This is a genomic window from Amycolatopsis cynarae, from assembly GCF_026802195.1.
GTDB lineage: Bacteria > Actinomycetota > Actinomycetes > Mycobacteriales > Pseudonocardiaceae > Amycolatopsis_E > Amycolatopsis_E rhizosphaerae.
In genome coordinates, this window is the sequence record NZ_CP113836.1 from 394,297 (window position 1) to 419,042 (window position 24,746).

At 70.6% G+C, this 24,746-nt stretch carries 22 protein-coding genes and 1 tRNA gene; 11 read left to right on the forward strand and 12 right to left on the reverse strand.

Annotated elements, in window-relative coordinates; all coding sequences use genetic code 11:
• Positions 1-176 precede the first annotated feature (176 nt).
• Complete coding sequence (locus ORV05_RS01845; RefSeq protein WP_268756719.1) at positions 177-1,205, forward strand: hypothetical protein; 1,029 nt, start codon at positions 177-179, stop codon at positions 1,203-1,205.
• A 22-nt stretch (positions 1,206-1,227) separates the two neighbouring features.
• Here the strand turns inward: ORV05_RS01845 and ORV05_RS01850 are convergent, their stop codons facing one another.
• From ORV05_RS01850 to ORV05_RS01870, 5 genes are all read right to left on the reverse strand, one after another.
• Positions 1,228-2,082 (reverse strand): TIGR03621 family F420-dependent LLM class oxidoreductase, encoded by an 855-nt coding sequence (locus ORV05_RS01850; RefSeq protein ID WP_268756720.1) that lies wholly within the window; start codon positions 2,080-2,082, stop codon positions 1,228-1,230.
• Between the two features lie 120 nt (positions 2,083-2,202).
• Positions 2,203-3,183, reverse strand: coding sequence for a ribose-phosphate diphosphokinase (locus ORV05_RS01855; protein ID WP_268756721.1), 981 nt, complete (start codon positions 3,181-3,183; stop codon positions 2,203-2,205).
• A complete protein-coding gene (gene glmU, locus ORV05_RS01860; RefSeq protein WP_268756722.1) occupies positions 3,173-4,651 on the reverse strand; it encodes a bifunctional UDP-N-acetylglucosamine diphosphorylase/glucosamine-1-phosphate N-acetyltransferase GlmU in 1,479 nt (492 codons plus the stop codon). Before glmU ends, ORV05_RS01855 begins: the two co-directional genes overlap by 11 nt.
• A gap of 74 nt (positions 4,652-4,725) precedes the next feature.
• Positions 4,726-6,372: a GGDEF domain-containing protein gene (locus ORV05_RS01865; RefSeq protein WP_268760079.1), complete on the reverse strand. Its 1,647-nt coding sequence runs from the start codon at positions 6,370-6,372 to the stop codon at positions 4,726-4,728.
• Positions 6,373-6,509: 137 nt separating this feature from the next.
• Positions 6,510-6,581, reverse strand: a tRNA-Gln gene (locus tag ORV05_RS01870).
• A gap of 164 nt (positions 6,582-6,745) precedes the next feature.
• Here ORV05_RS01870 and ORV05_RS01875 point away from each other — a divergent pair.
• Together ORV05_RS01875 and ORV05_RS01880 are read left to right on the forward strand one after the other, a co-directional pair.
• Positions 6,746-7,693 (forward strand): acyl-CoA desaturase, encoded by a 948-nt coding sequence (locus ORV05_RS01875; RefSeq protein ID WP_268756723.1) that lies wholly within the window; start codon positions 6,746-6,748, stop codon positions 7,691-7,693.
• Between the two features lie 96 nt (positions 7,694-7,789).
• Entirely contained in the window at positions 7,790-8,383 is a 594-nt protein-coding gene (locus ORV05_RS01880) for a TetR/AcrR family transcriptional regulator (RefSeq protein WP_268756724.1), read from the forward strand.
• Between the two features lie 19 nt (positions 8,384-8,402).
• Here the strand turns inward: ORV05_RS01880 and ORV05_RS01885 are convergent, their stop codons facing one another.
• Positions 8,403-8,936 (reverse strand): MarR family winged helix-turn-helix transcriptional regulator, encoded by a 534-nt coding sequence (locus tag ORV05_RS01885; protein ID WP_268756725.1) that lies wholly within the window; start codon positions 8,934-8,936, stop codon positions 8,403-8,405.
• Between the two features lie 86 nt (positions 8,937-9,022).
• On the reverse strand, positions 9,023-9,844 hold the full coding sequence (locus tag ORV05_RS01890; protein WP_268760080.1) for a helix-turn-helix transcriptional regulator: 822 nt from the start codon (positions 9,842-9,844) through the stop codon (positions 9,023-9,025).
• 49 nt (positions 9,845-9,893) lie between these two features.
• Between ORV05_RS01890 and ORV05_RS01895 the strand changes: the two genes are divergently transcribed.
• Together ORV05_RS01895 and mfd are read left to right on the forward strand one after the other, a co-directional pair.
• Positions 9,894-10,823, forward strand: coding sequence for an LLM class flavin-dependent oxidoreductase (locus ORV05_RS01895; protein ID WP_268756726.1), 930 nt, complete (start codon positions 9,894-9,896; stop codon positions 10,821-10,823).
• Positions 10,824-10,877: 54 nt separating this feature from the next.
• Positions 10,878-14,444, forward strand: a complete 3,567-nt coding sequence (mfd, locus tag ORV05_RS01900; protein WP_268756727.1) for a transcription-repair coupling factor — start codon at positions 10,878-10,880, stop codon at positions 14,442-14,444.
• 108 nt (positions 14,445-14,552) lie between these two features.
• Here the strand turns inward: mfd and ORV05_RS01905 are convergent, their stop codons facing one another.
• A complete protein-coding gene (locus ORV05_RS01905) occupies positions 14,553-15,317 on the reverse strand; it encodes an SDR family oxidoreductase (protein ID WP_268756728.1) in 765 nt (254 codons plus the stop codon).
• Between the two features lie 103 nt (positions 15,318-15,420).
• Between ORV05_RS01905 and ORV05_RS01910 the strand changes: the two genes are divergently transcribed.
• From ORV05_RS01910 to ORV05_RS01920, 3 genes are all read left to right on the forward strand, one after another.
• Entirely contained in the window at positions 15,421-16,254 is an 834-nt protein-coding gene (locus ORV05_RS01910; RefSeq protein ID WP_268756729.1) for a helix-turn-helix domain-containing protein, read from the forward strand.
• A 94-nt stretch (positions 16,255-16,348) separates the two neighbouring features.
• On the forward strand, positions 16,349-17,332 hold the full coding sequence (locus ORV05_RS01915) for a hypothetical protein (RefSeq protein ID WP_268756730.1): 984 nt from the start codon (positions 16,349-16,351) through the stop codon (positions 17,330-17,332).
• Positions 17,329-18,291: a MazG family protein gene (locus ORV05_RS01920; protein ID WP_268756731.1), complete on the forward strand. Its 963-nt coding sequence runs from the start codon at positions 17,329-17,331 to the stop codon at positions 18,289-18,291. Before ORV05_RS01915 ends, ORV05_RS01920 begins: the two co-directional genes overlap by 4 nt.
• On the opposite strand, the gene efeB is transcribed toward ORV05_RS01920, so the two are convergent.
• Genes efeB through efeU form a run of 3 tightly spaced genes read right to left on the reverse strand, consistent with a single transcriptional unit; the run spans position 18,261 to position 21,480 of the window.
• A complete protein-coding gene (gene efeB / locus ORV05_RS01925; protein WP_268756732.1) occupies positions 18,261-19,508 on the reverse strand; it encodes an iron uptake transporter deferrochelatase/peroxidase subunit in 1,248 nt (415 codons plus the stop codon). The genes ORV05_RS01920 and efeB overlap by 31 nt on opposite strands.
• Positions 19,505-20,638, reverse strand: coding sequence for an iron uptake system protein EfeO (gene efeO, locus ORV05_RS01930; RefSeq protein WP_268756733.1), 1,134 nt, complete (start codon positions 20,636-20,638; stop codon positions 19,505-19,507). The genes efeB and efeO overlap by 4 nt, the downstream gene beginning before the upstream one ends.
• Entirely contained in the window at positions 20,635-21,480 is an 846-nt protein-coding gene (efeU, locus tag ORV05_RS01935) for an iron uptake transporter permease EfeU (RefSeq protein ID WP_268756734.1), read from the reverse strand. Before efeU ends, efeO begins: the two co-directional genes overlap by 4 nt.
• 214 nt (positions 21,481-21,694) lie before the next feature.
• On the opposite strand from efeU, the gene ORV05_RS01940 reads away from it, so the two are divergent.
• Positions 21,695-22,396 carry a lysozyme family protein gene (locus tag ORV05_RS01940; protein WP_268756735.1) on the forward strand — a complete coding sequence of 234 codons (702 nt, stop codon included), beginning with the start codon at positions 21,695-21,697 and terminating at the stop codon, positions 22,394-22,396.
• 4 nt (positions 22,397-22,400) lie between these two features.
• On the opposite strand, the gene ORV05_RS01945 is transcribed toward ORV05_RS01940, so the two are convergent.
• Entirely contained in the window at positions 22,401-22,805 is a 405-nt protein-coding gene (locus ORV05_RS01945; protein ID WP_268756736.1) for a tetratricopeptide repeat protein, read from the reverse strand.
• A gap of 85 nt (positions 22,806-22,890) precedes the next feature.
• Here ORV05_RS01945 and ORV05_RS01950 point away from each other — a divergent pair, with 85 nt between their 5' ends.
• Together ORV05_RS01950 and eno are read left to right on the forward strand one after the other, a co-directional pair.
• On the forward strand, positions 22,891-23,355 hold the full coding sequence (locus ORV05_RS01950) for a VOC family protein (protein ID WP_268756737.1): 465 nt from the start codon (positions 22,891-22,893) through the stop codon (positions 23,353-23,355).
• A 94-nt stretch (positions 23,356-23,449) separates the two neighbouring features.
• Positions 23,450-24,736 (forward strand): phosphopyruvate hydratase, encoded by a 1,287-nt coding sequence (eno, locus tag ORV05_RS01955; protein WP_268756738.1) that lies wholly within the window; start codon positions 23,450-23,452, stop codon positions 24,734-24,736.
• The last annotated feature ends 10 nt before the right edge of the window (positions 24,737-24,746 follow it).

A 24,746-nucleotide genomic window follows, 5' to 3' on the forward strand; every position in this document is an offset into this window, starting at 1 on the left:
CCTCAAGCCGCCGCGTCGATCACGCCGGGCACCGGGTGCGGTGACCGGTTACCAAATGCCCGCCTCGCCGAGACAACCTGTTCAGTGTAGGCAACCGGCGATCGTCGGGTTGCGGTGGGTCGCTCTGGCCAGTAGGAAACACTTAGTCAGGGGGTGCCGAGATGCCGCGACGTCTGGTGGGTTACTTACTCGGGTTCGCCGCGGCCATGGCCCTGACCGGGTGCGATGCGCCGTCACCGCCGTCAGGGGCCGAGGCGGCACCCGCCACGGCGGCCGCCGTCCAGAGCGCGCTGGCCACCCTCGCCGACCAGGTCGCCATCGGCTACGGCCTGCCCTCCGGTGCCCTGCTGTACGTCACCCGTAACGGTCTCGCCCAGGGCTCGCTGACCCTGAACGGGCAGCAGGTCCGGGTGTTGCGGGCGGGCGGACGGCTGTTCGTCTCGGCTTCCGCGGACTACTGGCGTGCGCAGGGCATGCCCCCCGATCGCGCCGAGGGGTACGGCGCGCGCTGGACCCGCACCAGCCTCGGCTTCGACCTGGGCGGCAGCCTCAACCCGACCACGGTCGCCCACGAACTCGGCGCCGGTTTGACCCCGGACCAGCAGGCCGCGCGCGAGACACTGCCCGACGGGACCGAAATCCTCGACGTGCACGGCCTGCGGGTGACCGCGGCGCCACCCCATCGGGTGGTCAGTGTCGCGTCGGGGCTGCTCGGTCCCGCGGTGGCACAGGCCCTCGGGGACCTGCCCGTTTCGGTGACCGTTCCTTCCGGACCGAAGCTCGCCGACATGCGGGCCGCGTTCGACGCCACCGTGGACGCGCTCGGCAGGCCGCCGGTGGCCGGGCCCTCGATCACGGCGACCGTCACCGGGAACACGCTGCGGTGCGGCTCCGGCGGCGGGTGCACCGACCAGGTGCGGGTGGTGAACCGGAGTTCCGGAGCCGAGCCGGGCACGGCCGCGCGGATCCAGTTGAAGACCTCGGTCAGCTCCACCGAACTCGGCACGCGCTCCTGCGGTCAGGAACTGGTGGTGCCGGTGAACAGCACCGTGGACCTGAGCTGCAGCGTGCGGTTCAGCCTGCCCAGGGTCTCCGGGACCACCACCACCACGGTGACCGCGGTGCCGGAGGTGAGCGCCGAACCCGTCGCCATCCTCGATCCCGGCGCGCTCAAGCACGAGGTCGCCGCCGAACTCGGCTCGTGACGCGGCCCCGGCCGACACGGTCCTAGCGTGAACGCAGTTCGGCGATGACGGGGGCGAAGTCCTCCAGCGCGGGCTCGAACACGGTGAAATAGCTGAAGCCAAAGCGTTCCCGGCGCGCCTGGAGTTCGTCCGCGATCCGTTCGACGGAGCCGGCGAGCACCTGCGGTGCCTCGAGGAGTTCGTCCACCGAATGCACGAGGTGCGGTGCGGGTGCGAGCCATTCCGCCAACGGGCCGGTGGGGTCATCGCCCACCACGACCTTCTGGATCAGCATGTTGAATTCCAGCTCGTCCGCCCGCGCGCCCGCCTCACGCCGCACGAATTCCACGCGCTCTTCCAGTTCGGCGGACGAGGCGATGTCGAAGGTGCCGGGCGGTTTTCCGGGCACTTGCGTCAGTCCGGCGAAACCGACGATGTCGGCCTCCCGTGCGGCGAGCCTGAGCACCCCGTCGCTGTTCCCCGCGATCAGCAGCGGCGGCATCGCGTCGAGGCGGCGGCGCAGTTCGGCGAGCGTGCCTTCCAGGCGGGCGATGCGTTCCTTCGCCGGTCGCCACGGCAGACCCGCGTCATCGAATTCCGCCTTCATATGGCCCGAACCGAGGCCGAGTTCGAACCGGCCGCCGGTGAGCGTGAGGGTGGATTCGATGTCCCTCGCCAGTAACGCCGGGTTGTAGAACGGGACGTTCAGTACCAGGGTGCCGACGTGGGGGCGCGTGGTCGCGGCGGCCGCGCCGACGCAGACGGGAAAGGGCGCGGGCGCGCCCAGATGATCGGGAATCGTGATGACGTCGTAGCCGAGTTCCTCGGCCCTCCGGCATTTCGCGGCGAATTCCCCGTCCGCCGCACGCAGCGTGACACCGAAACGGAAGTCGTTCATGACCGCAAGCTATCGGCGCGCGGACCGCGCTCACACCCGCTTTCGCCCAAGGCGGAACGGTGAAAAACGGTGGGGTGGTTTCGCCACGACCGTGGCGAAACCACCCCACCGGAAAAACGATCAGGCGTGGCCGTCGAAGAGGCTGGTGACCGAACCGTCCTCGAAGACCTGCTGGATGGCCTCCGCGAGCATCGGCGCGATCGACAGCACGGTCAGCCCCGGGAACCGCTTCTCCTCGGGGATCGGCACCGAGTTCGTGACGATGACCTCGCGCGCCTTGCAGTTCGACAGCCGCTCGGTGGCGGGGTCGGACAGGATGCCGTGGGTGGTGGCGATGACCACGTCCGCGGCGCCCTCCTCCAGCAGGGCGTCGGTGGCCTTCACGATCGTGCCGCCGGTGTCGATCATGTCGTCGACCAGGACGCACAGCTTGCCCTGCACGTTACCCACCACGCGGTTGGCCACCGCCTGGTTCGGCTTGTCGGGGTCGCGGGTCTTGTGGATGAACGCGATCGGCCGGTCGCCGAGCTGCTGTGCCCACTTCTCGGCCAGCCGCACCCGGCCCGAGTCGGGGGAGACGACCGCGATGTCGGCGTCACCGTAGGTCTTCTTGATGTGCGAGGCGAGCAGGCTCTGCGCGAACAGGTGGTCCACCGGTCCGTCGAAGAAACCCTGGATCTGCGCGGTGTGCAGGTCGACGGTCATGATCCGGTCGGCGCCCGCGGTCTTGAACAGGTCGGCGATCAGCCGGGCGGAGATCGGCTCGCGGCCCTTGTGCTTCTTGTCCTGCCGCGCATAGGGGTAGAACGGCATGACCACGGTGATCCGCTTGGCGCTGGCGCGCTTGAGCGCGTCCACCATGATCAGCTGCTCCATCACCCACTCGTTGATCGGAGCGGTGTGGCTCTGGATCACGAAGGCGTCAGTACCGCGCACGGATTCTTCGAACCGTACGAACAGTTCGCCGTTGGCGAAGGTGTGCGCGGTCTGCGGGGTGATCGTCACGTCGAGGTGCTGGGCGACCTCCTGCGCGAGTTCCGGGTGTGCACGGCCGGAGAAGAGCATGAGGTTCTTCTTCGGCGTGCCGGACTTAGGACTCATCTGACGACTCCCGCTCGATTTCCTGGTTTTCTTCGGCGGCGAGCGCGGCCTCGGCCGCGTCCGCCGCGGGAGTGCCCGCCCGGCGGCGGGTCACCCAGCCTTCAATATTGCGCTGTGGCCCGGTAGACACCGCAAGCGCCCCCGGCGGGACGTTCCGCCTGATCACCGTGCCCGCGCCGGTGTAGGCGCCGTCACCGACCTCGACCGGCGCGACGAACATGTTGTCCGAACCGGTGCGCACGTGCGAGCCGATCCTGGTGTGGTGCTTGCGGACCCCGTCGTAGTTCACGAAGACGCTCGAGGCACCGATGTTGCTGTACTCCCCGATGGTCGCATCTCCGACGTAGGTCAGGTGCGGGACCTTCGACCCCTCTCCGATGTCGGCCTTCTTCGTCTCCACGAAGGTGCCGATCTTGCCGCGCGCGCCGAGCCTGGTGCCGGGCCGGAGGTAGGCGAACGGCCCCACGCTCGCGCCCTCGCCGATTTCGGCCTCCACCCCGTGCGTGCGCACGACCTTGGCACCGGCGCCGATCGTCACGTCCGTCAGCGTGCAGTCCGGCCCGACGACCGCGCCCTCGCCGACCGAGGTGGTGCCGTGCAGCTGCACTCCCGGTTCGAGGCGGACGTCGCGGGCCAGTGTCACGTCCGCGTCCAGCCAGGTGGTCGCGGGATCGACCACGGTCACCCCGGCCAGCTGCCAGCGGCGGACCAGGCGCCGGTTCAGTTCCGCGCCGAGCACCGACAGCTGCACCCGGTCGTTGACCCCCTCGGTCAGCCACGGGTCGTCGACCACCAGCGCGCCCACGTCGCGGCCTTCGACACAGGCGTTGGTCAGCACGTCGGTCAGGTAGAACTCGCCCTGCGAGTTGTCCGTGGACAGCCTCGTCAGCCCGTCGGCGAGCAGCGCGGCGTCGAAGGCGTAGACGCCGGAGTTGATTTCGGTGATCTCGAGCTGCGCTTCGGTGGCGTCCCGCTGCTCGACGATCCCGCGGATCGCCCCGGACCCGTCGCGGACGATCCGGCCGTAGCCGGTCGGGTCGGCCAGCACCGCGGTCAGCACCGTCACCGCGTGCCCGCTGCCGTGATGCTCTTCGAGCAGGGCGGACAGGGTGGCCGTGTCCAGCAGCGGCACGTCGCCGTAACTCACCAGGACGGTGCCGGTCAGCCCGGGCGGCAGCGTCGCGAGCGCGCAGGACACGGCGTGCCCGGTGCCCTGCTGGGTCTCCTGCACGGCGGTCCCGATCGGACGGCCGAGATCGCCCGCCAGCCGGTCGAGGTGCGCCACGACGGCTTCGCGCTGGTGGCCGACGACGACCACCAGGTTGTCGGGTTTTAGCCCCGCCACGGCGCGGACCGCGTGCTCGACCAGCGGTCGGCCGGCGATCGGGTGCAGCACCTTCGGGGTGGCGGAACGCATCCGGGTGCCCTCGCCCGCGGCGAGGACCAGTGTGCTCAGCGGGCCGGTCACGGCTCTCCCAAACTGCAGACGGCTTAGGCACGGCGGGCCGGCCGTTGCGGTCGGCCCCTTCCGGGGAGTCGATCCTACGGGTGCTCCTCCGCGCCCGGCTCCGGGTCGGGGTGGGCGCTGGTTTCGTTCCACGCGGGCGCGGTTTCAGCCGGGCTCGGGCCTGCCGTGGCCACCTGGTTGCCGCCGCCGCGTTTTGCCTGGTACATCGCCGCATCCGCGCGGGAGAGCACCTGGTCGGGGCGCTCCTGAGGGCGCAGCGACACCAGCCCCACAGACAGGGTTACCCCATGCGAGAGGTGGTGTGGCAGGGATGACACGGCGACCACCGCCCGGCCCAGCGCCTGCTTCGCCGCCGACACCGGTGCCCCCGGAAGCAGCGCGACGAACTCGTCACCGCCGTACCGGGCGACGATGTCGTCGCCGCGCAGGGCGTCCCGCAGGGTGCTGGCCACCACGCGGAGCACGTCGTCGCCCTCCGCGTGCGAATGCTGGTCGTTGACGCCCTTGAAGCCGTCCAGGTCGACCAGCGCCACCGCGAGCGGCTGGGCCGTGGCGGACGCGGACAGCGTGCGCAGGTGCTCGTCGAGCGCCCGGCGGTTCGGCAGGCCGGTCAGCGGGTCCTGCAGGGCCTGCTGGCTGATCGCGCCGTGCTGCGCGGAGAGCCGCTCGTGCTCGCGGCGCGTGTGCAGCGTCGCGATCTGCGATTCCCGCAGCGACCACAACTCGGCCTCGAGCGCGTTCGCGTACTCCATGAGCGGGCTGACGGCCTGGGTCGTGCCGGTCTCCTCGACCTCCAGCCGGGCCAGCTCGCGCACCAGGTTGAGCCGCATGGAGGGCTGGGAATTGTCCTCTTCCAGGTTCAGGCGCGTCGCGTGCAGGGCCTTCAGCGCCTCGTCCCGCCGCCCCGCGGCCACCAGGCAGCGGGACAGCGCGATCGCGACGATCACCTGCTCGTGCGGGTAGCCCGGCTCGCTGAGCAGGCGCTGCAACCGCTCGACGTGCGCGGCCTCCGGAGCGGCCAGTGCCAGCGCCGCCGCGAGCACCCCTACCTGGTCGATCGCGGGCACCCCGACCCGGCGCGGGAAGAGCGACTCGGTGAAAGGCGCCTCCACCGCGACCGCCATCGAAGCAGCCGTGCCGAACTTGGCCCCGGCCTCCTCGTGCCGGTCGACCCGCTCCAGCCGCAGGCCCCAGCCCAGCAGCATCTTCACCCGGTTGATCAACTGGAGGGTGATCTCGTGCGGGCCCGCGGTCTCCCGCACCGCCTGGTGGGCCCGGCCGATCACCTCTTCGGCGGCCTCGTACACGCCCAGCTGGTTGAGCACCAGCCAGCAGTCGATGAAGGCGCTGGACTGCGTTTTCGCCCATTCTCGGCGCGACATGTGCATGTCCGGGCTGCTCGAATCGTCGAGGACGGCCAGCGCGCGGGCGATCTCGGTCAGCGCCGCGTCCTCCTGCTGGGCCAGCACGAGCCGGCGGCCCCGCAGGGCGTGCGCGTCCGCGCGGTAGAGGGCAAGGCCGTGCCGCCGCGTGTGCGCCAGCATTTCGTCCAGCAGCGGTTCGGCCTCGGCGGCCAGCCCCTTGGTGATCAGGCGGGCGAGCGCGGCCGCGCGCACCAGTTGCGCGACCAGGACCGGCTCCCCGCGGCGCTGCGCTTCCTCCAGCATCTCGTCCAGCGAGCGCACGATCTCCAGCTGCTCGCCGCGATTGGTGTGCTGCACCGCGGCGATGAGTTCCCGTGCGCGCCCCACCAGCCAGGCATCCGACAACTCCGCCAGCGCTGGCCGCCTGCTTGTCTGCTCGCTGTCGCTCAGCAGCGGGGTGCACCCCCTTCGTCGTCCGGGGTCCGGCACGGCAGCTCCGCCGCCAGGATTCGAACCTGAACTGTCAGAACCAAAATCTGAAGTGCTGCCAATTACACTACGGCGGATCGTGCCTGGTCAGAATACCGATCGTGGGAAGCGGTGGTTGATCAGGGGTTCTGTGTGCTTTCGGCCCTCCCCAGCAGGCCAAACCTCCTGTACCGTAACTTACGCAGTCGTAGGTTAGGCGGCCCTTTCTCGGGGCTGTCCACGCAGGAAGAAGTGGTTGTGCATGACGGCTACCCTTGAACCCCCCGCCACCAAAGCCCCCAAACCGATCATGAGTGGACACCGGCCCGCCGGTGTGCAGTTCTCGGTGTACCTGGGGGTGCTGCTGCCCCTGCTGGCACTGGCCGTCTCGGTGCCCTTCGCCTGGGGCTGGGGGCTGAGCTGGGTGGATGTCGGCCTGTTCGTCTTCTTCTACGCGCTCAGCGGGATGGGCATCACCGTCTCCTACCACCGGTACTTCACCCACGGCTCGTTCAAGGCCAAGCCCTGGCTGCGGATCGCGCTGGCCATCGCGGGCAGCTTCGCCGTGCAGGGTCCCGTCATCACCTGGGTCGCCGACCACCGCAGGCACCACGCGTTCTCCGACCGCGACGGCGACCCGCACTCGCCGTGGGCCTACGGCACCTCGCCGATGGCCATCGCGAGGGGTTTCTGGCACGCGCACATGGGCTGGCTGTTCGAGCGTGACCAGACCAATGCCGAGCGCTTCGCGCCTGACCTGCTCAAGGACAAGGCGATCAAGAAGGTCAACGACCTGTTCTGGCTGTGGACCCTGCTCACCCTGGTGCTCCCCGGCCTGCTCGGCGGGCTGATCACCTGGTCGCTGTGGGGCGCGGTGACCGCGTTCTTCTGGGCCGGGCTGGTCCGGGTCTGCGTGCTGCACCACGTGACGTGGTCGGTCAACTCGATCTGCCACATGATCGGCGAGCGGCCCTTCGCGGCGCGCGACAAGTCCGCGAACTTCTGGCCGCTGGCGATCTTCTCCTTCGGCGAGGCCTGGCACAACCTGCACCACGCCGATCCCACCTCGGCCCGGCACGGTGTGCAGCGCGGGCAGATCGACATTTCGGCCCGCACGATCTGGTTGTTCGAAAAGTTCGGCTGGGTGCACGACGTGCGCTGGCCGACTCCGGCCCGGCTCGAGAGACTGGCCGCCGCCGAAGGCCGGTAAGGCCGCCCGTAGGCTGCTCAAGTGGCGGCGAGAAGGCGGGCAAAACGTGAAGCGGCCACCGGGGCGCGCCCTCCGGCCCCGGTGGCCCGCGTACGGATGACAGGGGCGGAACGCAGGCAGCAGCTGCTCAACGTGGCGCGGGCCCTGTTCGCCGAAAAGGGTTTCGACGGTACCTCGGTGGAGGAGATCGCGCAGCGCGCGAACGTGTCGAAACCCGTGGTGTACGAGCATTTCGGCGGCAAGGAAGGCATCTACGCCGTCGTCGTGGACCGCGAGACGCAGTTGCTGCTCGACCGCATGGTGTCCACTTTGCACGGTGGTCATCCGAGGGCGATGCTGGAGCAGGCGGCCAGTGCCCTGCTCGGCTATGTCGAGGAGTCCCACGACGGATTCCGGATCCTGGTGCGGGATTCCCCGGTGGCCTCGTCGACCGGGACGTTCTCCACCCTCCTCAACGACATCGCGAGCCAGGTCGAGCACATTCTCGGGCAGCAGTTCGCGGTGCGCGGGTACGACGAGAAGCTGGCCGCGCTCTACGCCCAGGCACTGGTCGGCATGGTCGCGCTGACCGGTCAGTGGTGGCTCGACGCCCGTAAGCCCAAGCGGGACGAAGTGGCCGCGCACCTGGTCAACCTCGCCTGGAACGGGCTGTCCAACCTCGAACACAAACCCCGCCTGCGCCTGCATTAGGGCCGGTATCGGCCGGTCCTCAGCGCGGGCTGCGGTGGGTAAGGTCGGCGAGCAGGATCCGCAGCAGATCGCCCAGTTGTCCGCGCTGCTCCGGCGACAGCGCCGACAGCAGTTCCTCCTCGTGCGGCAGCAGGCCGTCCACGACGCGCTCGACCTCGGTGTGTCCCTTCTCGGTGAGTTCCACCAGGACACCGCGGCCGTCCTCCGGTGAACGCAGCCGCCGGACCAGGCCGTCGCGCTCGGCGCGGGCCACCCGTTGCGAGATCGCCCCCGCGCTGACCAGCGCGCGTTTCGCCAGTTCGCCCGGCGGCAACCGGTACGGCGGACCGGCCCGGCGCAGCGTCGCGAGCAGGTCCAGTGTGGCCGAGTCCATCCCGAGCCGCAGCATCGTTTCGCGCCGGTCCTCGTCGAGCAGTTTGGCGATCCACCAGATGCGCGTGATCACCCCGATCGAGGACACCGGCGTGCCGGGGCGCTCCCGCAGCCAGGCTTCCGCGATGGCGTCGACCCCGTCGCTTGACGGCTTTTCCGGATTGCCGGTACTTTCGGCCATGCGGATACTTTAACAATTAAAGAGTTGTTTTAGATAACGAATCCGAGGGAGGTCGTTCGACGACGCCCGAAACGACCGGGGGCCCCTCACGGCACCGCTGCGGCCGGATCTTGCCGGAGCCCTGCCGTGAAGGCCTTCGCGGTGACCTCGTCGCCGGGCAGGAAGGTCTCCAGGCGCAGTTCCGAAATCGTCACGTCCACCGCCGTGGCGAAGGTGGTGATCGCCGTGGCCAGGCTGAGCTCGCCGAGCCGGGTGCGCAGCCGCATCGGCACCGCGAACCCGAGATGGTCGGCGCCCGGCTCGGGCGGCGGGGGCACGTAACCCTCCAGTTCGGCCAGTAGCGCGGCCCGCCGCTCGTGCGGGGACCGTTCGTTCGCGAGCCGGAGCCCGCCGAGGACGTGCTGCGCCCACTCGTCGAAGTTCGCGATACGGGGAGCCATTCCCCGCGGGTGCAGGGCGAGGCGCGGCACGTTCACCGGCGGGTCGAGCAGTTCGGGCGCCGCGTCCTCGGCGAGCAGGGTGAACGCGTCGTTGGCGGCCACCAGGTCGCCGAACCGGTCGATCACGATGGCCGGGTACGGCAGGTGCCCGTCGAGCAGCCGGCGCAGGCTGTCGAGGACCGGCCGCAGCCGGGGGCTGTCGAGCGCGGTTTCCGGGTAGCTGGGCGCGTAACCGGCGGCGAGCAGGAGCGCGTTGCGGTCCCGCAACGGCAGTTCCAGCGACTCCGCGACCCGCACGACCATGCCGCGTCCGGGGATGGACCGGCCGCTCTCCAGGAAGCTCACGTGACGCTGCGTCGTACCGGCGCGCAGCGCGAGTTCGAGCTGGGACAGCCTGCGCTTGGCGCGCCACGCCCGCAGCGTGTCGGAGAAGGCACTCACGACACCATCCTGGCACCAGCGTTGCATTCCCTTCGAGGAATTGATGCCGGGCACCCGCGGCCGGAGGCTGTCCGGCATGGAATACGGACTCATCCTGCCGACCAACCAGGACAACCCGGCGTCGGCCGCCCCGCTGACCGGCCTCGCCGTCGAGGCCGAAGCGCTCGGCTTCGACTCGGTCTGGCTCGGCGAACCCCGGCCGTACGGACGGCTCGAACCGCTCACCCTGCTGACCGCGCTCGCCCAGGCCACCCGCCGGGTCACGCTCGGTACCGCGGCGCTCCTCCCGGCCTACCGCGATCCCGCCCAGACCGCGCTCGTGCTCGCTTCGCTCGACCTGATCGCCGAGGGGCGGCTCGTGCTCGGCGTCGGGGCAGGCTTCCCCGGGTTCGGCGAGCAGGAGTTCGAGCGGGTCGGCGTGCGGTGGAAGACGCGGTTCTCCCACCTCGACGACACGGTGACGCTGTGGCGCGAGATGTGGACGAGCAGGCCCGCCTCCTTCCACGGCAAGGTGCTGCACTACGACCGGTTGCCCGGGGCGCCGCGCCCGGCCCGGCCCGGCGGCCCGCCGATCTGGCTCGCCGGGGCGACCCCGGCCGCACTGCGGCGCACCGCCCGGCTCTACGACGGGTGGCTGCCCTATCCGCCCGATCCCGAGGACTACGCCCGCGGCCTGGCCACGATCCGCGCGGCGGCGAAACGGCCGGTGACGCCAGGGCTGTTCGCCACCGTGTTCCTCGACGACGATCCGGAGCGGGGCGAACGGGCCCTCGCCGGCTACTGCCAGGCCAACTACGGGCTGCCGCTGGAGCGGGTCCGGACCATCCAGACCCTGCTGACCGGTCCGGACGTCGCCGAGCAGCTCGCGCGGTTCGCCGCGGCGGGGGCGCGGCACGTGCAGTTGCGCATCGCCACCGTCGATCCGCGCGTCTTCGACCACCAGTTGATCAAGGTCGCGGAATTGTTGTCGGTCCTGCGACGTACGCTAGGAGACGAGAGCCCCTGATCCCTCTCGTCCCGGGCAGGGGTATGTCCGCCGTTGTGCTCAGGGGAGTTTTCCGTGACCCATCCGCCCTCCTCCGGCCTGCTCTCCGCCGTGCTCGCCGACCCCGCGCTGCGCGGGGTGCTCGAGCGAGCAGGCTCCCCGCTGGCGGATCTGCAGGGACCGACTGCCGCACGCCAACTCGTGGTGGCCGCCCTGGCGGCCGACGAGGGTGCAGGGCGGCCGGTCCTCGCCGTGACCGCGACCGGCCGCGAGGCCGAGGAGCTGACGGCGGCGGTGGCCACCCTGCTCGGGCCGGACGCCGTCGCCGACTTCCCGTCCTGGGAGACCCTGCCCCACGAGCGCCTCTCCCCGCGGGCGGACACCGTCGGCCGCAGGCTCGACGTGCTGCACCGCCTGCGCGGAAAGGACGCCCCGCGCGTAGTCGTCGCCACGGTGCGCAGCCTGATCCAGCCGATGGCACCCGGGCTGGGCGCGCTCGCCCCGATCGAGTTCGCCGTCGGTGAGGAAAGCGAGTTCGAAGGCGTGCTGGAACGGCTCGTCGAGCTGGCCTACACCCGGATGGACATGGTCGAGAAGCGCGGCGAGTTCGCCGTGCGGGGCGGCATTCTCGACGTTTTCCCGCCCACGGCCGACCACCCCTACCGGGTGGAGTTCTGGGGCGACGAGGTCAGCGAGATCCGGGCGTTCTCGGTCGCGGACCAGCGTTCGCTGCCCGGCGAGATCTCCGGCTTCCACGCGCCGCCCTGCCGTGAGCTGCTGCTCACCCCGGACGTGAAGGCGCGGGCGGGTGAGCTCGCCGAGCGGTACGCCGCCGATGCCCAGCTCGCCGAGATGCTCACCAAGCTCGCCGACGGCATCCCGTGCGAAGGCATGGAGGCGCTCATCCCCGTGCTCTGCGAGGGGGAGCTGGAACTGCTCACCGACGCCATGCCGGAGGGCACGCACGTCCTGCTCGCCGATCCGGAGAAGATCCGGGCCCGCGCGCAGGACCTGGTGCGCACCGGGCAGGAGTTCCTCGAGGCGTCGTGGATGGCGGCCGCGGGCGGCGGACAGGCGCCGATCGACCTCGGTGCCTCCGCCTACCGCGAGCTGGCGGAGGTGGCCGGGCACGCCGGGCAGACCGGCCGCGCCTGGTGGACGCTGTCCCAGCTGACCACCGAAGACGCCGACGTGTACCCGGTCGCACTGGAGGCCTCGCCGAACTATCGCGGCGATCTGGACCGGGCCATCGCGGACCTGCGGGCCCATCTGGCGGCGGGCGGCGCGGGCGTGCTGGTGGTCGCCGGGCACGGCACCGCGAGCCGCGCCGTGGAGCAGCTGTCCGGTGCCGAGGTGCCCGCCACGCTCGCCCGTGAGGGGCTCACCCAGGTCCCGCCCACCGGGTTGGTCACGGTCGTCTGCGGCGGACTGACCGAGGGGTTCGTCGCCCCCGGGAGTGCGCTGGTCGTGCTCACCGAGGCGGACCTCACCGGTCGCGGCGGGCCCGCCGCCACCTCCACCCGGGACCTGACCGCGAAGATGCCGTCGCGGCGGCGCAACGCGGTCGACCCGCTCGCCCTCAAACCGGGCGACTACGTGGTCCACGACCAGCACGGCATCGGCCGGTTCGTGGAGATGGCACAGCGGACCATCGCCGGCGCCACCCGCGAGTACCTCGTGCTCGAGTACGCCTCGTCGAAGCGGGGCCACCCGGGCGACCGGCTGTACGTGCCCACCGACCAGCTCGACGAGGTGTCCCGGTACGTCGGCGGTGAGCTGCCCACGCTGAACAAGCTCGGCGGCTCCGACTGGAAGAACACCAAGGCCAAGGCCCGCAAGGCGGTCAAGGAGATCGCGGCGGAACTGGTGCAGCTCTACGCCGCGCGCCAGGCCGCGCCCGGGCACGCGTTCGCCTCGGACACACCGTGGCAGCGCGAGCTCGAAGACGCCTTCCCGTTCACCGAGACCGCCGACCAGCTCGCGGCGATCGACGAGGTCAAGGCCGATATGGAGCGCGGGGTCCCGATGGACCGGGTCATCTGCGGCGATGTCGGTTACGGCAAGACCGAGATCGCGGTGCGCGCGGCGTTCAAGGCGGTGCAGGACGGCAAGCAGGTGGCCGTCCTGGTGCCGACCACGCTGCTGGCCCAGCAGCATCTGAACACCTTCAGCGAGCGGATGCGGTCGTTCCCGGTGACCATCAAGGGCCTGTCCCGGTTCACCGACAAGTCCGAAGTGGACAGTGTGCTGTCCGGGCTCGCCGAAGGCGAGGTCGACGTCGTCATCGGCACGCACCGGCTGCTGCAGACGGGCATCCGCTACAAGGATCTCGGCCTGGTGATCGTGGACGAGGAGCAGCGGTTCGGCGTCGAGCACAAGGAGCACATCAAGGCGCTGCGCACGCACGTCGACGTGCTCACCATGTCGGCGACGCCGATTCCGCGCACGCTGGAGATGTCGCTGGCGGGCATCCGCGAGATGTCCACCATCCTCACCCCGCCCGAGGACCGGCACCCGATCCTGACCTATGTCGGCGCCTACGACGACAAGCAGGTGGGCGCCGCGATCCGCCGCGAACTGCTGCGCGACGGCCAGGTCTTCTACGTGCACAACAGGGTTTCCTCCATCGAGAAGGCGGCCCGCAGGCTGCGGGAGCTGGTGCCCGAGGCCCGCGTGGTCACCGCGCACGGGCAGATGAACGAGGAGCGGCTCGAAAAGATCATCCAGGGTTTCTGGGAGCGCGAGTACGACGTGCTGGTTTCCACGACCATCGTGGAAACCGGTCTCGACATCTCCAACGCCAATACCCTCATCGTCGAGCGCGGCGACCTGCTCGGGCTCGCGCAGCTGCACCAGTTGCGCGGCCGCGTCGGCCGGGGCCGGGAGCGGGGGTACGCCTACTTCCTGTACCCGACGGAGACACCGCTCACCGAAACCGCGCACGACCGGCTCGCCACGATCGCGCAGAACACCGAGCTGGGGGCCGGGATGGCGGTGGCGATGAAGGACCTCGAGATCCGCGGTGCGGGCAACATCCTCGGCGCGGAGCAGTCCGGCCACATCGCGGGCGTCGGTTTCGACCTGTACGTGCGGCTGGTCGGCGAGGCGGTGGAGGGGTTCCGCCGCAGCGCCGGGGCCGAGCCCACGGAAGAAGAGGAGCTGCGCGAGGTCCGGGTCGATCTGCCGATCGACGCGCACATCCCGCACGACTACGTGCCGGGGGAGCGGTTGCGGCTGGAGGCCTACCGCAAGATCGCCGCCGCGCCGGACGGCGACGCGCTGCGCGCGGTCGAGGAGGAACTCGTCGACCGGTACGGGCAGCCGCCCGCCCCGGTGCGCAGGCTGCTCTCGGTGGCCGCGTTCCGGCATGTCTGCCGTGAGGCGGGGGTGACCGAGGTTTCGTTGCAGGGCAACAACATCCGCTTCGCGCCGTTGACGCTGCCGGAGTCGAAGACGGTACGGCTCAAGCGCCTGTACCCGAAGGCGGTGTACAAGGCGGTGACGAACATGGTGTCGGTGCCCAAACCCACCGAGGGCCCGGCGGGCGGGCGCATCGGTGCCCCGCCCCTGCGGGATGAGGCACTGCTCGACTGGTGCACCAAGCTGCTGCACAACCTGACCAAGGCCCCCGCCGTGGCTTGAGCGCCGGGGAACGCCGCCCCTGTCCGGCCACTGCCGTGAGGGGTGTCCCCTCGCAGCCGTATCGACTGTGAGGGGACACCTCACGGCCCCGGCCCCACCGTGGGCCCGTCAGGCCTGCCGGGTGGGCAGCACGACCACCTGCCGCAGGTTGACGTGCCGCGGGCGGCTGGTCACGTAGCCGATCAGGTCGGCGATTTCCTCGCTGGAGAGCGTGCCCATGCCGCCGATCATTTCGCCGAGTTGCCCGCGCAGTTCGCTGTTGTCGATGTGGTCGGCGAGCTCGGTGCTTGTCAGCCCCGGTTCGATGTTGGTCACGCGTATGTCGCGCGGGCCCAGTTCGGCGCGCAGGGACGCGGACAGGTGGGTGAGCGCGGCCTTCGTCGCGCTGTACACGGCATAACCGGGGAAGACGAGGTGTGCGCCGATCGACGAAATGTTCACCAGGTCCGCGGTCCCGCCCGAGGCGGCCGCGGAGAGCAGGTCCGGCAGGAAGGCGCGGATCAGGCGCAGCGCGCCAGTCAGGTTCGTGTCGATCATGCGGTGCCATTCGTCGTCCCTGCCGTCGAAGACGGGGTTGGGCAGCATCACCCCGGCGGCGTTCACCACCAGGTCCACCGCCCCGAATTCGCGGTGCACAGTGTCCACTGTGGACTGAATCGAGGCCTGGTCCGTCACGTCGGCGGCCACCGCGATCGCCTGCCCGGAGCCGGCGTTGATCTCCTTCGCGAGCGTGGCGAGGCGGTCTTCACGGCGGGCCAGCAGGGCCACGCGGGCGCCGGAGGCGGCGAGCAGGCGCGCGGTGGCCTCTCCCATGCCGCTGGCGGCTCCGGTGATGACGGCGGTGCGGTCGGCGAGGTTGTCGTAAGAAGTCATGCCGGAAGCTTGCGGCCGGCGCGAACGGTTACCCAGTGCTTCGCCTTACCGTGGGTATGCCAGTACCAGGATAGGAACCGGCACGGGCGGACATACTAAGTCCATGGACGCGAACATCGGGGAGTTCCTGCGGTCGAGGCGAGCGCGTATCCAGCCCCAGGACGTCGGGCTGCCCGGGCACGGGCGGCGGCGCGTACCGGGCCTGCGCCGGGAGGAACTGGCCCAGCTCGCCGGGGTGAGCGTCGACTACTACGTGCGTCTCGAACAGGGCCGGAGCCGGAACGTCTCCGACGCGGTGCTGGACGCGATCGCGCGGGTACTGCGGCTCGACGAAACCGAACGGTCCCACCTGCGCAACCTGGTCCGACCGGTGAAAACGGCGAGGCGCTCGGGCGGGCAGCACGTCCGGCCGGGCGTGCAGCGGATGCTGGACATGATGACCGACCTGCCCGCCTTCGTCCTCGGCCGCCGCATGGACATCCTCGCCTGGAACGCGCTCGCGGACGCGGTCGTCGGCTTTTCCGCGCTGGAGCGGCCGAACGCGGCTCGTCACACCTTCCTGCACCCCGAAGCGCGCGAGCTCTACCTGGAATGGGACGCGGTCGCCGCCGAAACGGTGGCGTACCTGCGCCTGGACGCCGGGCGCTACCCGGACGACCCGCAACTGTGCGCACTGGTCGGCGAGTTGTCGATGCGCAGCGAACCGTTCCGGCGGTTGTGGGCACGCCAGGACGTGAAGGACAAGACCCACGGCCGCAAGCTCGTGCGGCATCCCTTCGCCGGCGACCTGGAGTTTCGGTACGAGACCTTCGCGTCGCCGGGGGATTCCGACCAGTTACTGGTCGCCTACACGGTGGCGGCCGGATCGGCGTCGGAAGAGCGGTTGCGGCTGCTCGCCAGCTGGCAGGCCCCGGAGATCGCCGTACCAGCCCGGTGAGGGGCAGTCGCACATTCAAGTAAAAGCAGGACTTCCCGGCTCACCGGTGCCGGAACGGGGCGAGTTGTGAGAGGGTACGCACGTGATGCGGATCATGGCTCGCCCTCGCGCACTGATCGCCGTTCTCGCCGCCTGCCTGCTGCTCGCCGGATGTGGTTCAGCGCCGAGTCAGGTCGGCGCCGCTGCCTTCTTCGACGACCACGAGATCGTCACCATCGACCAGGTCCAGTCGATGATCGACAAATCCGTGCAGGAGCAGCCCGCCGCGCAGCAGATGGCGCAGCAGCACAAGCTCGACCAGGTCGGCCGCGAGGCGGTGCGACAGCTGGTACTGCACGAGCTGATCACGCGGACCGCGCAGCAGGACGGCGTTTCCGTCGATCCGAACCAGGTCGCGCAGGTGCTCGCGCAGGATCCGCTCGCCGCGCCGCTGTCCGCGAACACCGTGGACCCCTCGCAGTTGCCCGCGCAGATCGTCTACCGCGTCCGCGACCACCGCGAGGTGATCACCGACCAGTTGCTGCTGCAGTCGCTGGGCAAGCAGTACTTCGACAAGCTGGCCATCACCTTCGACTACACCTCGGTGGTCACCGACGACGGCGGGGCGAACCCGGTGACCATGCGGGAGAAGGCGTTCGCGAAGGCCGGGCAGATGGCCGCCGATCCCGACGCCGCGGCGAAGGTCATCCAGGCCGATGCCGCCGCCGGGGCGAAGACCTCCCTCGGCGAGCGGGTGCCCGCGGTGCAGGCGCCGGACTTCGCGGGCACGGTGCTGTTCGGCGTGCCGCCGGGCACCGTGGTGGCGTTCCAGCCGAGCGCCGAGCGGGCCGTGTGGATCGTCGCCGTGGTGCGGGCGCGGGACCTGGGCGCCCAGCAGTCGGTCGACCAGGCGACCACTCCCACCGCGGGGCAGCTCGCCGCGATCGGGCTCCGGCTGCTGCAGCCGCGACTCGACCAGCTGGGCCTGAAAATCAACCCGCGCTACGGTGTATGGGACCCGACCGCGCTGAACCTCGCGGCCAGCGCGGCCGAGACCACCGGTCTCGTCCTCTCGGTGAAGGGAACTCCTCAGCCTTGACCGCCACGGTCGTTCTCCTGCCCCACCCCGCCGCCGGTGTGCCCGTGGCCGCGTTCCCGTTCCTCAGTGGCGCGCGGGCGGTCTACGCGAGTGGGGTGAGCGAGCAGGTGGCCGACCTGCTGGGCGCGAAGCCCGCTCCGGAGCGTGACGCGCTGGTCGCGGAGGCGGCCGAGGGCGCGGTGGTACTGATCGCGGCCCACGCCGGTGACCCGCTGGTGGCGGCGCTGCCGCAGGCCCGGATCGTCGCGCAGCCGTCCGGGGCGTGCCTGGTGGAGGCGGCGCAGGTGATGGACCGGTTGCGTTCGCCCGGCGGCTGTCCCTGGGACGCCGTGCAGACTCACGAGTCATTGCGGCAGTACCTGGTGGAGGAGACCTACGAGCTGCTGGAGGCCATCGAGGACGGGGATCGCACGGCCCTGCGTGAGGAGCTCGGGGACGTGTTGCTGCAGGTGCTGTTCCACGCGCGGGTGGCGGCGGAGCATCCGGACGACCCGTTCGACATCGACGTGGTCGCCGGGGAACTGGTGGCCAAGCTCGTCGGCCGTCATCCGCACGTCTTCGCCGACGCCGCCCGCATCGAGACGGCCGAGCACCAGGAAGTGAAGTGGGAGGAGCTCAAGCAGGCCGAGAAGCAGCGCGAGTCCCTTGTGGACGGTGTGGCGCTCGGCCAGCCCGCGACCGCGCTGGCGGGCAAGCTCGGCCACCGCAGCGGGCGGGCGGGCGTCCCGCTGGACCTGCTGCCTTCCGGTTCCGATGCGGCGGCGCAGCTGTTCCGCATCGCCGCGACCGCCCGCCGTGCCGGGTCCGATCCGGAGGGTGAGCTGCGGGCGGTGGCGAAGCGGTTCGCCGAGGACGTCCGCGAGGCGGAGCGCAACGCGCGGGCCGACGGGGTGGAGCCGTCGACGCTGGAGGCCGACGGCTGGCGCGCCTACTGGCCGAAGAGGGTCTCGCCCCAGTAGCCGCCGGGGCCGACGCCGGGCGGCACGGCGAAGAGGGCCGAGCCGGTGTGCTGGGTGTACTCCATCAACCGGTCATGGGCCGCCAGTGACTTCTGCATGGGAATGAACTGGGTGCGCGGGTCCCGGTTGAAGGCGAGGAAGAACAGTCCCGCCTCCAGGTGTCCGACGCCGTCGGACCCGTCGACGAAGTTGTAGCCGCGCCGCAGGATCCTCACGCCGTTCTGCGACTCCGCGGAGGCGAGCCGCACGTGCGCGTCCTCAGGGATGGCGAGCTTGCCGCCCTCGCCGCGGACGTGCAGGTCCGCCGCGTCGAACTCGGCGGACTGCCCGAGCGGGGCGCCGCTGCCCTTGGCGCGGCCGATCACCTGCTCCTGTTCGTCCAGCGAGGTCCGGTCCCAGGTTTCGATGTGCATGCGGATCCGCCGCGCCACCAGGTAGGACCCGCCGGTCAGCCAGGGACTCCCGTCGCCCGCGCCGACCCACACGTGCTGGTCCAGCGCGGCGGTGTCCTCGGCCTTGAGGTTGTTCGTGCCGTCCTTGAAGCCGAACAGGTTGCGCGGCGTGGTCTGGCTGCGCGAGGTCGACGAGCTGCGCCCGAACCCCAGTTGCGACCAGCGCACCTCCGTCGTGCCGAAGCCGAGCCGCACCAGATTGCGGACGGCGTGCACGGCCACCTGGGGATCGTTGGCGCAGGCCTGGATGCACAGGTCCCCACCGCAGCGGGCGGGATCCAGCTTGTCACGCGGGAATGCGGGCAGGTCCACCAGTGCGGGCGGGCGCAGCCCGGCCAGCCCGAACCGGTCGTCGAACAGCGACGGCCCGAACCCGATCGTCAGGGTGAGCGAGGAGGCGGGCAGCTCCAGCGCCTCCCCGGTGTCGCCGGGCGGGGCCGCGGGCGAACCGTCCACCGCACCACCGGTGCCGATCTCGCGCCCGGCCGTCATCTGCCGGGCCGCGTCGGTCCACGCTCGCAGCAGGGCCACCAGCTTGGCCCGGTCGTTCGTGGTCACGTCCAGCGCGGCGAAGTGCAGGTGTTCCTGGGCGGGCGTGACGATGCCGGCCTGGTGGGCACCGTGGAACTCCACCGTCTCGGTGTGCGCCGGGCTCGCGGGCCCGCCGAGGGTCCGGTCGAGGCCGGCCCCGGCGGCACCCGCGCCGGCGAGCGCGACACCGGCTCCGGCGAGACCGAACACCTTTCGCCGGGAGAGCTGCGTCATCGGGCCACGACCTCGGCGACCTTGCTCAGCGGCTCGCCCAGCGCGTCCACCGCGGAGGCGAGTTCCTTGATCTGGTCCTGGCTCAGCTCGGTGTAGTAACGGAAACCGTTGCCGTTGCGCTGTTTGTCGAGCAAGCGCTGCACGTTCGCGAACTGACTGTCCACAGTTGATGTGAGCTGCGGGTCGCGGGCCTGCAGGACGGGCCGCAGCGCCTCGATCGCTCCCTTCGAGCCGTCCACGTTCGCCTGGAAGTCCCACAGGTCGGTGTGCGAGAACGCCTCCTCCTCGCCGGTGACCTTGCCGGTGGCCACCTCGTCGAGCAGTTCCTTCGCCCCGTTGGCCAGGTCCAGCCCGGTCAGTTCGAGCGTCGCGGACCGCTCGGTGAGCGTGGTGACGTCGGCGACGAGCTGGTCGGCGATCCGGCCGCTGTCCGGCTGCAGCCCGGTGGCCCACAGGTCCTTTTCCAGCCGGTGGAAACCGGTGAACGGCTTGCCCTGCTCGACGTCGGCCTCGCGCACGTCGATGGCCTTGTCGAGGTCGGAGAACTTCTCCGCGACCGGTTCGATGTGCTCGTAGTAGACCCGCGTGTTCGCGTAGCGGGCCTTGGCCTCGTCGACCCTGCCCGCCTTGACCGCGTCGGCGAACTTCTGCGTCTCGGCCTTGAGCGTGCCCGCCTGCGCGGCCACGTACCCGGCGTAGCTCTTCGCCGCGCTGGTCAGCGCGGTGTCGGCGGCGGGCTGGGCCGCCGCGCCGGTCACCGTGAGCGGGACGCGGATGCCGTCGCCCGCCATCCCGGGTTTGCAGGCCGCCTGGTAGGTGCCCGCGGCCGGAACCGCGACGGTGAGCTTGCGGGCCAGTCCCGGCGCGATGTTCTCGACCTCGCCGATTATCTTGTCGCCCTCGCCGTAGAGGTAGAACTCGGTGACCTTGGTGCCCTTGTTGGTCACCTCGAAGGTCAGGTTGCCCGCCTTGGCGCTGGTCGGCGCGACCTCGCAGGAGGTGTCCGTGGCGGACACGGTGATCGGCGCGGTGCCGTCGGCGGACGTGTTCTGCCCGCTCGAGCAGGCGGAAAGGGCGAGCAGGACCACGGCCGCACCGGACAGTGCGGGAACGGACTTCGGCAAGGTCACTCCTTAACGGCGCCCGCACCGGCGAGGGTGGAGGGCTTCGGGGCGGGCCGGCGCAGGAACAGCGGCAGCACGATCGCGACGTAGACCACCCACGCCGTGGCCTGGAGCACGGTGGTCTGCTGCGAGTAGTTGAAGATGCCCTTGAGCACCGCCCCGTACCAGGAGGTCTCCGGGATGGCGGCGGAGGTGTCGAAGGCGAGCAGGTGCAGCCCGGGCAGGTAACCGGCCTCCTGCAGATCGTGCAGGCCGTAGCCGAGTACGCCCGCGGCGACGAACACCAGCAGCACACCGGTGACGGTGAAGAACTTGCCCAGGTTGAAGCGCACGGCGCCGCGGTAGAGCAGGTAGGCGAGCACGACCGCGAGCACGATGCCGAAGGCGAATCCGGCCAGCGGCTGCGTGGTGCCGCCCTGGGCGCTCTGCACGGCGGCGTAGAAGAACACGGCGGTCTCGAGCCCTTCGCGGCCGACGGCGAGGAAGCTCAGCAGCAGCACCGCGAGCGGGCCGATGGCCAGCGCCTGGTCCATCTTGCCCCGCAGTTCGCTGGCGATGCTCTTGGACGCCTTGCGCATCCAGAAGATCATCGCCGTGACGAAGCCGACGGCGACGACGGACAGCGAGCCGCCGAGCAGCTCCTGCTGTTCGAAGGACAGCTGCGCGGTGGTGTAGGTGAGCAGGGCGCCCACCCCGACCGAGAGCAGCACCGCGGCGGCGATGCCGGGCCAGACCCAGCGCAGCGCCGGGCGGCGGTCGGTCTTCACCAGGAAGGCGACGAGGATACTGACGACCAGCGCGGCTTCCAGGCCCTCGCGAAGGCCGATGAGCAGGCTCGAGAACAACACCTTGGGGCCTCCTCCTGGTGGACCGGACTCCTTGCTTTTTAGGTTAGCCTTCCCTCGCTGTCTAGTCCCGGCTCGTGTTCAAGATCGGGATATCCGGGGAGAATCGGGCCGATTCGCGGAAGAGCGCCTGGTCGGTGCCACTGTTGGCGGGCGGATAACGAATTTGTGTGATTCGCGCGGCACCGGGGCTTCCCGAGGCGGATAACCTGATCGAGTGGTCGAGCCCACCGAGTCAGTGGCCGCCGACGAGCGCACGCCACCGCATCGCTCCTGGTCTTCGCTGCTGCTGACGGCCGGAGTGGTCGCGACCGGGCTCGTCCTGGTCCTGACGGTCGGGGTGACCAGGCCCGGCGCACCCCGGACGGATCCCGCGGCCGGTCCCGGCGCCATCGCGGCCGCCACCACCACGCCGTCGCTCGTCCCGTCCGCCGGAGCCGCTGCCCCGCGCTCCGCCGTGGCCGCGCCCGTGGACCATCCTCAGGCCTCCGACCTGGCGGAACTCGACAACTGGGCCCGGCGCCTGTCGGCCGCCACCACCCTGTCCAACGCGCAACTCGCGGCCTACGGGCGCGCGGAGATGTGGTTGCGGGGCGAAGCACCGTCCTGCCGCCTGTCGTGGGCGACGCTCGCCGGGATCGGCCAGGCCGAGGCCGCGGGCACCGGGCCGCTGCCGGTCCCGGACGCGATCTGGGCGCGCTTCGCCGCACGGGCGACCCAGGACGGCAAGCCCGCCGACCGGATGAACATCGACGACGCGGCCTACGCGATGGCGCGGTACCTCTGCTCCGGCGGAGCGGACCTGAGCACGGCGGGCGGCTGGTGGCACACCATGCTGGACTACACCCGCTCGGAGCCGAGGGCGGCGGAAATCCTCGCGGCCGCCGACACCTTCGCGGCCGCCCGGCCCGGCGGCTGAACCGTCAGCCCTGCTGCAGCCGGACGCGGGCGTTGACCTCGGACAGGGCGTCCTGGTACTCGGGCACGGGGTTCATCGCCCAGGCCATCCGGAGCTGGCCGAGCGCCTCCACGAGGCGGCCGAGACGCTGCAGCGTCCGGCCGAGGACGAATCGGGCGTAATGATCGGCCGGGTCCAGTTCCAACACCCGGACGAATGCCTTCTCGGCATGGTTGAGCTGGGCGGAGTGGAAGTAGGCCCGCCCCGCCAGCAACTGCACACTGGGTTTGTCGGGCTCGGCTTCGAGCACTGGCTGAAGCGCCTTCAGCGCGTCGAGCGGGCGCCGGTTTTCGATCAGGGCTTCGGCCTGACGGAACGCTTCGAACCGGTGCTCAGCGAGACGGTCACTTGGCAGGTTCTCGTCATTCATAGTCGTATCGACGTTACCCGCGAAAAGCCGCTTTCGGCAGGGGGTGATCACACCTCGGGAGTACGCCGTGGTCCACTAGGCGCCCATGAGCGAAGAACCGCGGTATCTCGGAATCTCGCCCTATCTGTACTACGCGGACGTCGCCGAGGCACTGGCCTGGCTGGTCCGGGTGTTCGGCTTCACCGAACGCGTGCGCTACGTCGACGGTTCGGGAACGGTGTTCCAGGCGACCGTCGCCGCCGGTGAGGCCGATATCGTGCTCGCCGGGGTCGGCCCCGAATTCTGGGAGGCCAAGGGGGTGGACCGGCCCGTCGGCCAGCTCAACGTGGTCTACGTCGAGGACGTGGACGCCCAGTTCGAGCGAGTCCGCGCCGCACTGGGCGAGGAGCACGAAATCGCCGCGCCGCAGGACCAGCCCTACGGTGCCCGCGTGTTCAGCGTCGCCGACGTCGGCGGCAACAGCTGGTCGTTCTGGCAGTGGGTCTCCCAGACCGCGGAGCTGCCCCCGGGCTGGCAGGAGGTCCGCTCCGGGCAAGGGGGCGCGGAGTGAAGCGCGCCTCGTTGGGCGCCTGCCTCCAACGGGTGATCACGGCCTGCCGTTACGCTGATGTCGTCGTCGCTGAAACAACGATGAGGAGCGAAGCGTGGCGGTCATCGAGCAGGTAGGCGCGCGCGAGATTCTGGATTCGCGTGGCAACCCCACCGTCGAGGTGGAGGTGGCCCTGGACGACGGCACGCTGGCGCGGGCCGCGGTCCCCTCGGGGGCGTCCACCGGTGAGCACGAGGCCGTCGAACTCCGTGACGGCGACGCGCAGCGCTACGGCGGCAAGGGTGTCGAGCGCGCGGTCGCCGCGGTGCTCGACGAGATCGGCCCGCAGCTGATCGGCATGGAAGCGGTGGAGCAGCGCGTCGTCGACCAGAAGCTGGTCGACCTCGACGGCACCCCCGACAAGTCCCGCCTCGGCGCCAACGCCCTGCTGGGTGTCTCGCTCGCGGTGGCCAAGGCCGCCGCGGAATCGGCCGAGCTGGAACTGTTCCGGTACCTGGGCGGCCCCAACGCCCACATCCTGCCGGTGCCGATGCTGAACATCCTCAACGGTGGCGCGCACGCCGACACCGACGTGGACATCCAGGAGTTCATGATCGCCCCGATCGGGGCCGAATCCTTCCGCGAGGCCCTGCGCTGGGGCGCGGAGGTCTACCACTCGCTCAAGTCCGTGCTCAAGGGCCGCGGCCTGGGCACCGGCCTCGGTGACGAAGGCGGGTTCGCGCCGAACCTGTCCAGCAACCGGGAAGCCCTCGACCTGATCACCGCCGCGATCGAGAAGGCGGGCTACACGCCGGGCCGCGACGTCGCGCTGGCACTGGACGTCGCCGCGACCGAGTTCTTCGCCGACGGCTCCTACACCTTCGAAGGCAGCAAGCGCAGCGCCGAGCAGCTCGCCGCGTACTACGCCGAACTGCTCGACGCCTATCCGCTGGTCTCGATCGAGGACCCGCTGTCCGAGGACGACTGGGACGGCTGGGTCGCGCTGACCGGCCAGATCGGCGACCGCGTCCAGCTGGTCGGGGACGACCTGTTCGTCACCAACCCCGACCGGCTCGAGCAGGGCATCGAGCGGGGCGCGGCCAACGCGCTGCTGGTCAAGGTCAACCAGATCGGCACCCTGTCCGAGACCCTGGACGCGATCACGCTGGCCACCTCGTGCGGCTACAAGAGCATGATGAGCCACCGTTCCGGCGAGACCGAGGACACCACCATCGCCGATCTGGCGGTCGCCACCGGCGTCGGCCAGATCAAGACCGGTGCCCCGGCCCGCAGCGAGCGCGTCGCCAAGTACAACCAGCTCCTGCGCATCGAGGAGACCCTGGGCGACGCTGCGCGCTACGCCGGCGACCTGGCCTTCCCGCGGTTCACTCCGGAGAGCTGACGGCCGGAGG

What these genes read in the sequence shown, in the direction of transcription:
- ORV05_RS01885 (WP_268756725.1), bottom strand. Translation starts at nt 8,936, where the DNA reads ATGGCCGAAAGTACCGGCAATCCGGAAAAGCCGTCAAGCGACGGGGTC.
- ORV05_RS01890 (WP_268760080.1), bottom strand. Translation starts at nt 9,844, where the DNA reads ATGCAACGCTGGTGCCAGGATGGTGTCGTGAGTGCCTTCTCCGACACG.
- ORV05_RS01910 (WP_268756729.1), top strand. Translation starts at nt 15,421, where the DNA reads ATGGACGCGAACATCGGGGAGTTCCTGCGGTCGAGGCGAGCGCGTATC.
- ORV05_RS01855 (WP_268756721.1), bottom strand. Translation starts at nt 3,183, where the DNA reads ATGAGTCCTAAGTCCGGCACGCCGAAGAAGAACCTCATGCTCTTCTCC.
- ORV05_RS01915 (WP_268756730.1), top strand. Translation starts at nt 16,349, where the DNA reads ATGGCTCGCCCTCGCGCACTGATCGCCGTTCTCGCCGCCTGCCTGCTG.
- ORV05_RS01945 (WP_268756736.1), bottom strand. Translation starts at nt 22,805, where the DNA reads ATGAATGACGAGAACCTGCCAAGTGACCGTCTCGCTGAGCACCGGTTC.
- ORV05_RS01875 (WP_268756723.1), top strand. Translation starts at nt 6,746, where the DNA reads ATGACGGCTACCCTTGAACCCCCCGCCACCAAAGCCCCCAAACCGATC.
- ORV05_RS01895 (WP_268756726.1), top strand. Translation starts at nt 9,894, where the DNA reads ATGGAATACGGACTCATCCTGCCGACCAACCAGGACAACCCGGCGTCG.
- efeB (WP_268756732.1), bottom strand. Translation starts at nt 19,508, where the DNA reads ATGACGCAGCTCTCCCGGCGAAAGGTGTTCGGTCTCGCCGGAGCCGGT.
- ORV05_RS01880 (WP_268756724.1), top strand. Translation starts at nt 7,790, where the DNA reads ATGACAGGGGCGGAACGCAGGCAGCAGCTGCTCAACGTGGCGCGGGCC.
- ORV05_RS01950 (WP_268756737.1), top strand. Translation starts at nt 22,891, where the DNA reads ATGAGCGAAGAACCGCGGTATCTCGGAATCTCGCCCTATCTGTACTAC.
- ORV05_RS01905 (WP_268756728.1), bottom strand. Translation starts at nt 15,317, where the DNA reads ATGACTTCTTACGACAACCTCGCCGACCGCACCGCCGTCATCACCGGA.
- ORV05_RS01850 (WP_268756720.1), bottom strand. Translation starts at nt 2,082, where the DNA reads ATGAACGACTTCCGTTTCGGTGTCACGCTGCGTGCGGCGGACGGGGAA.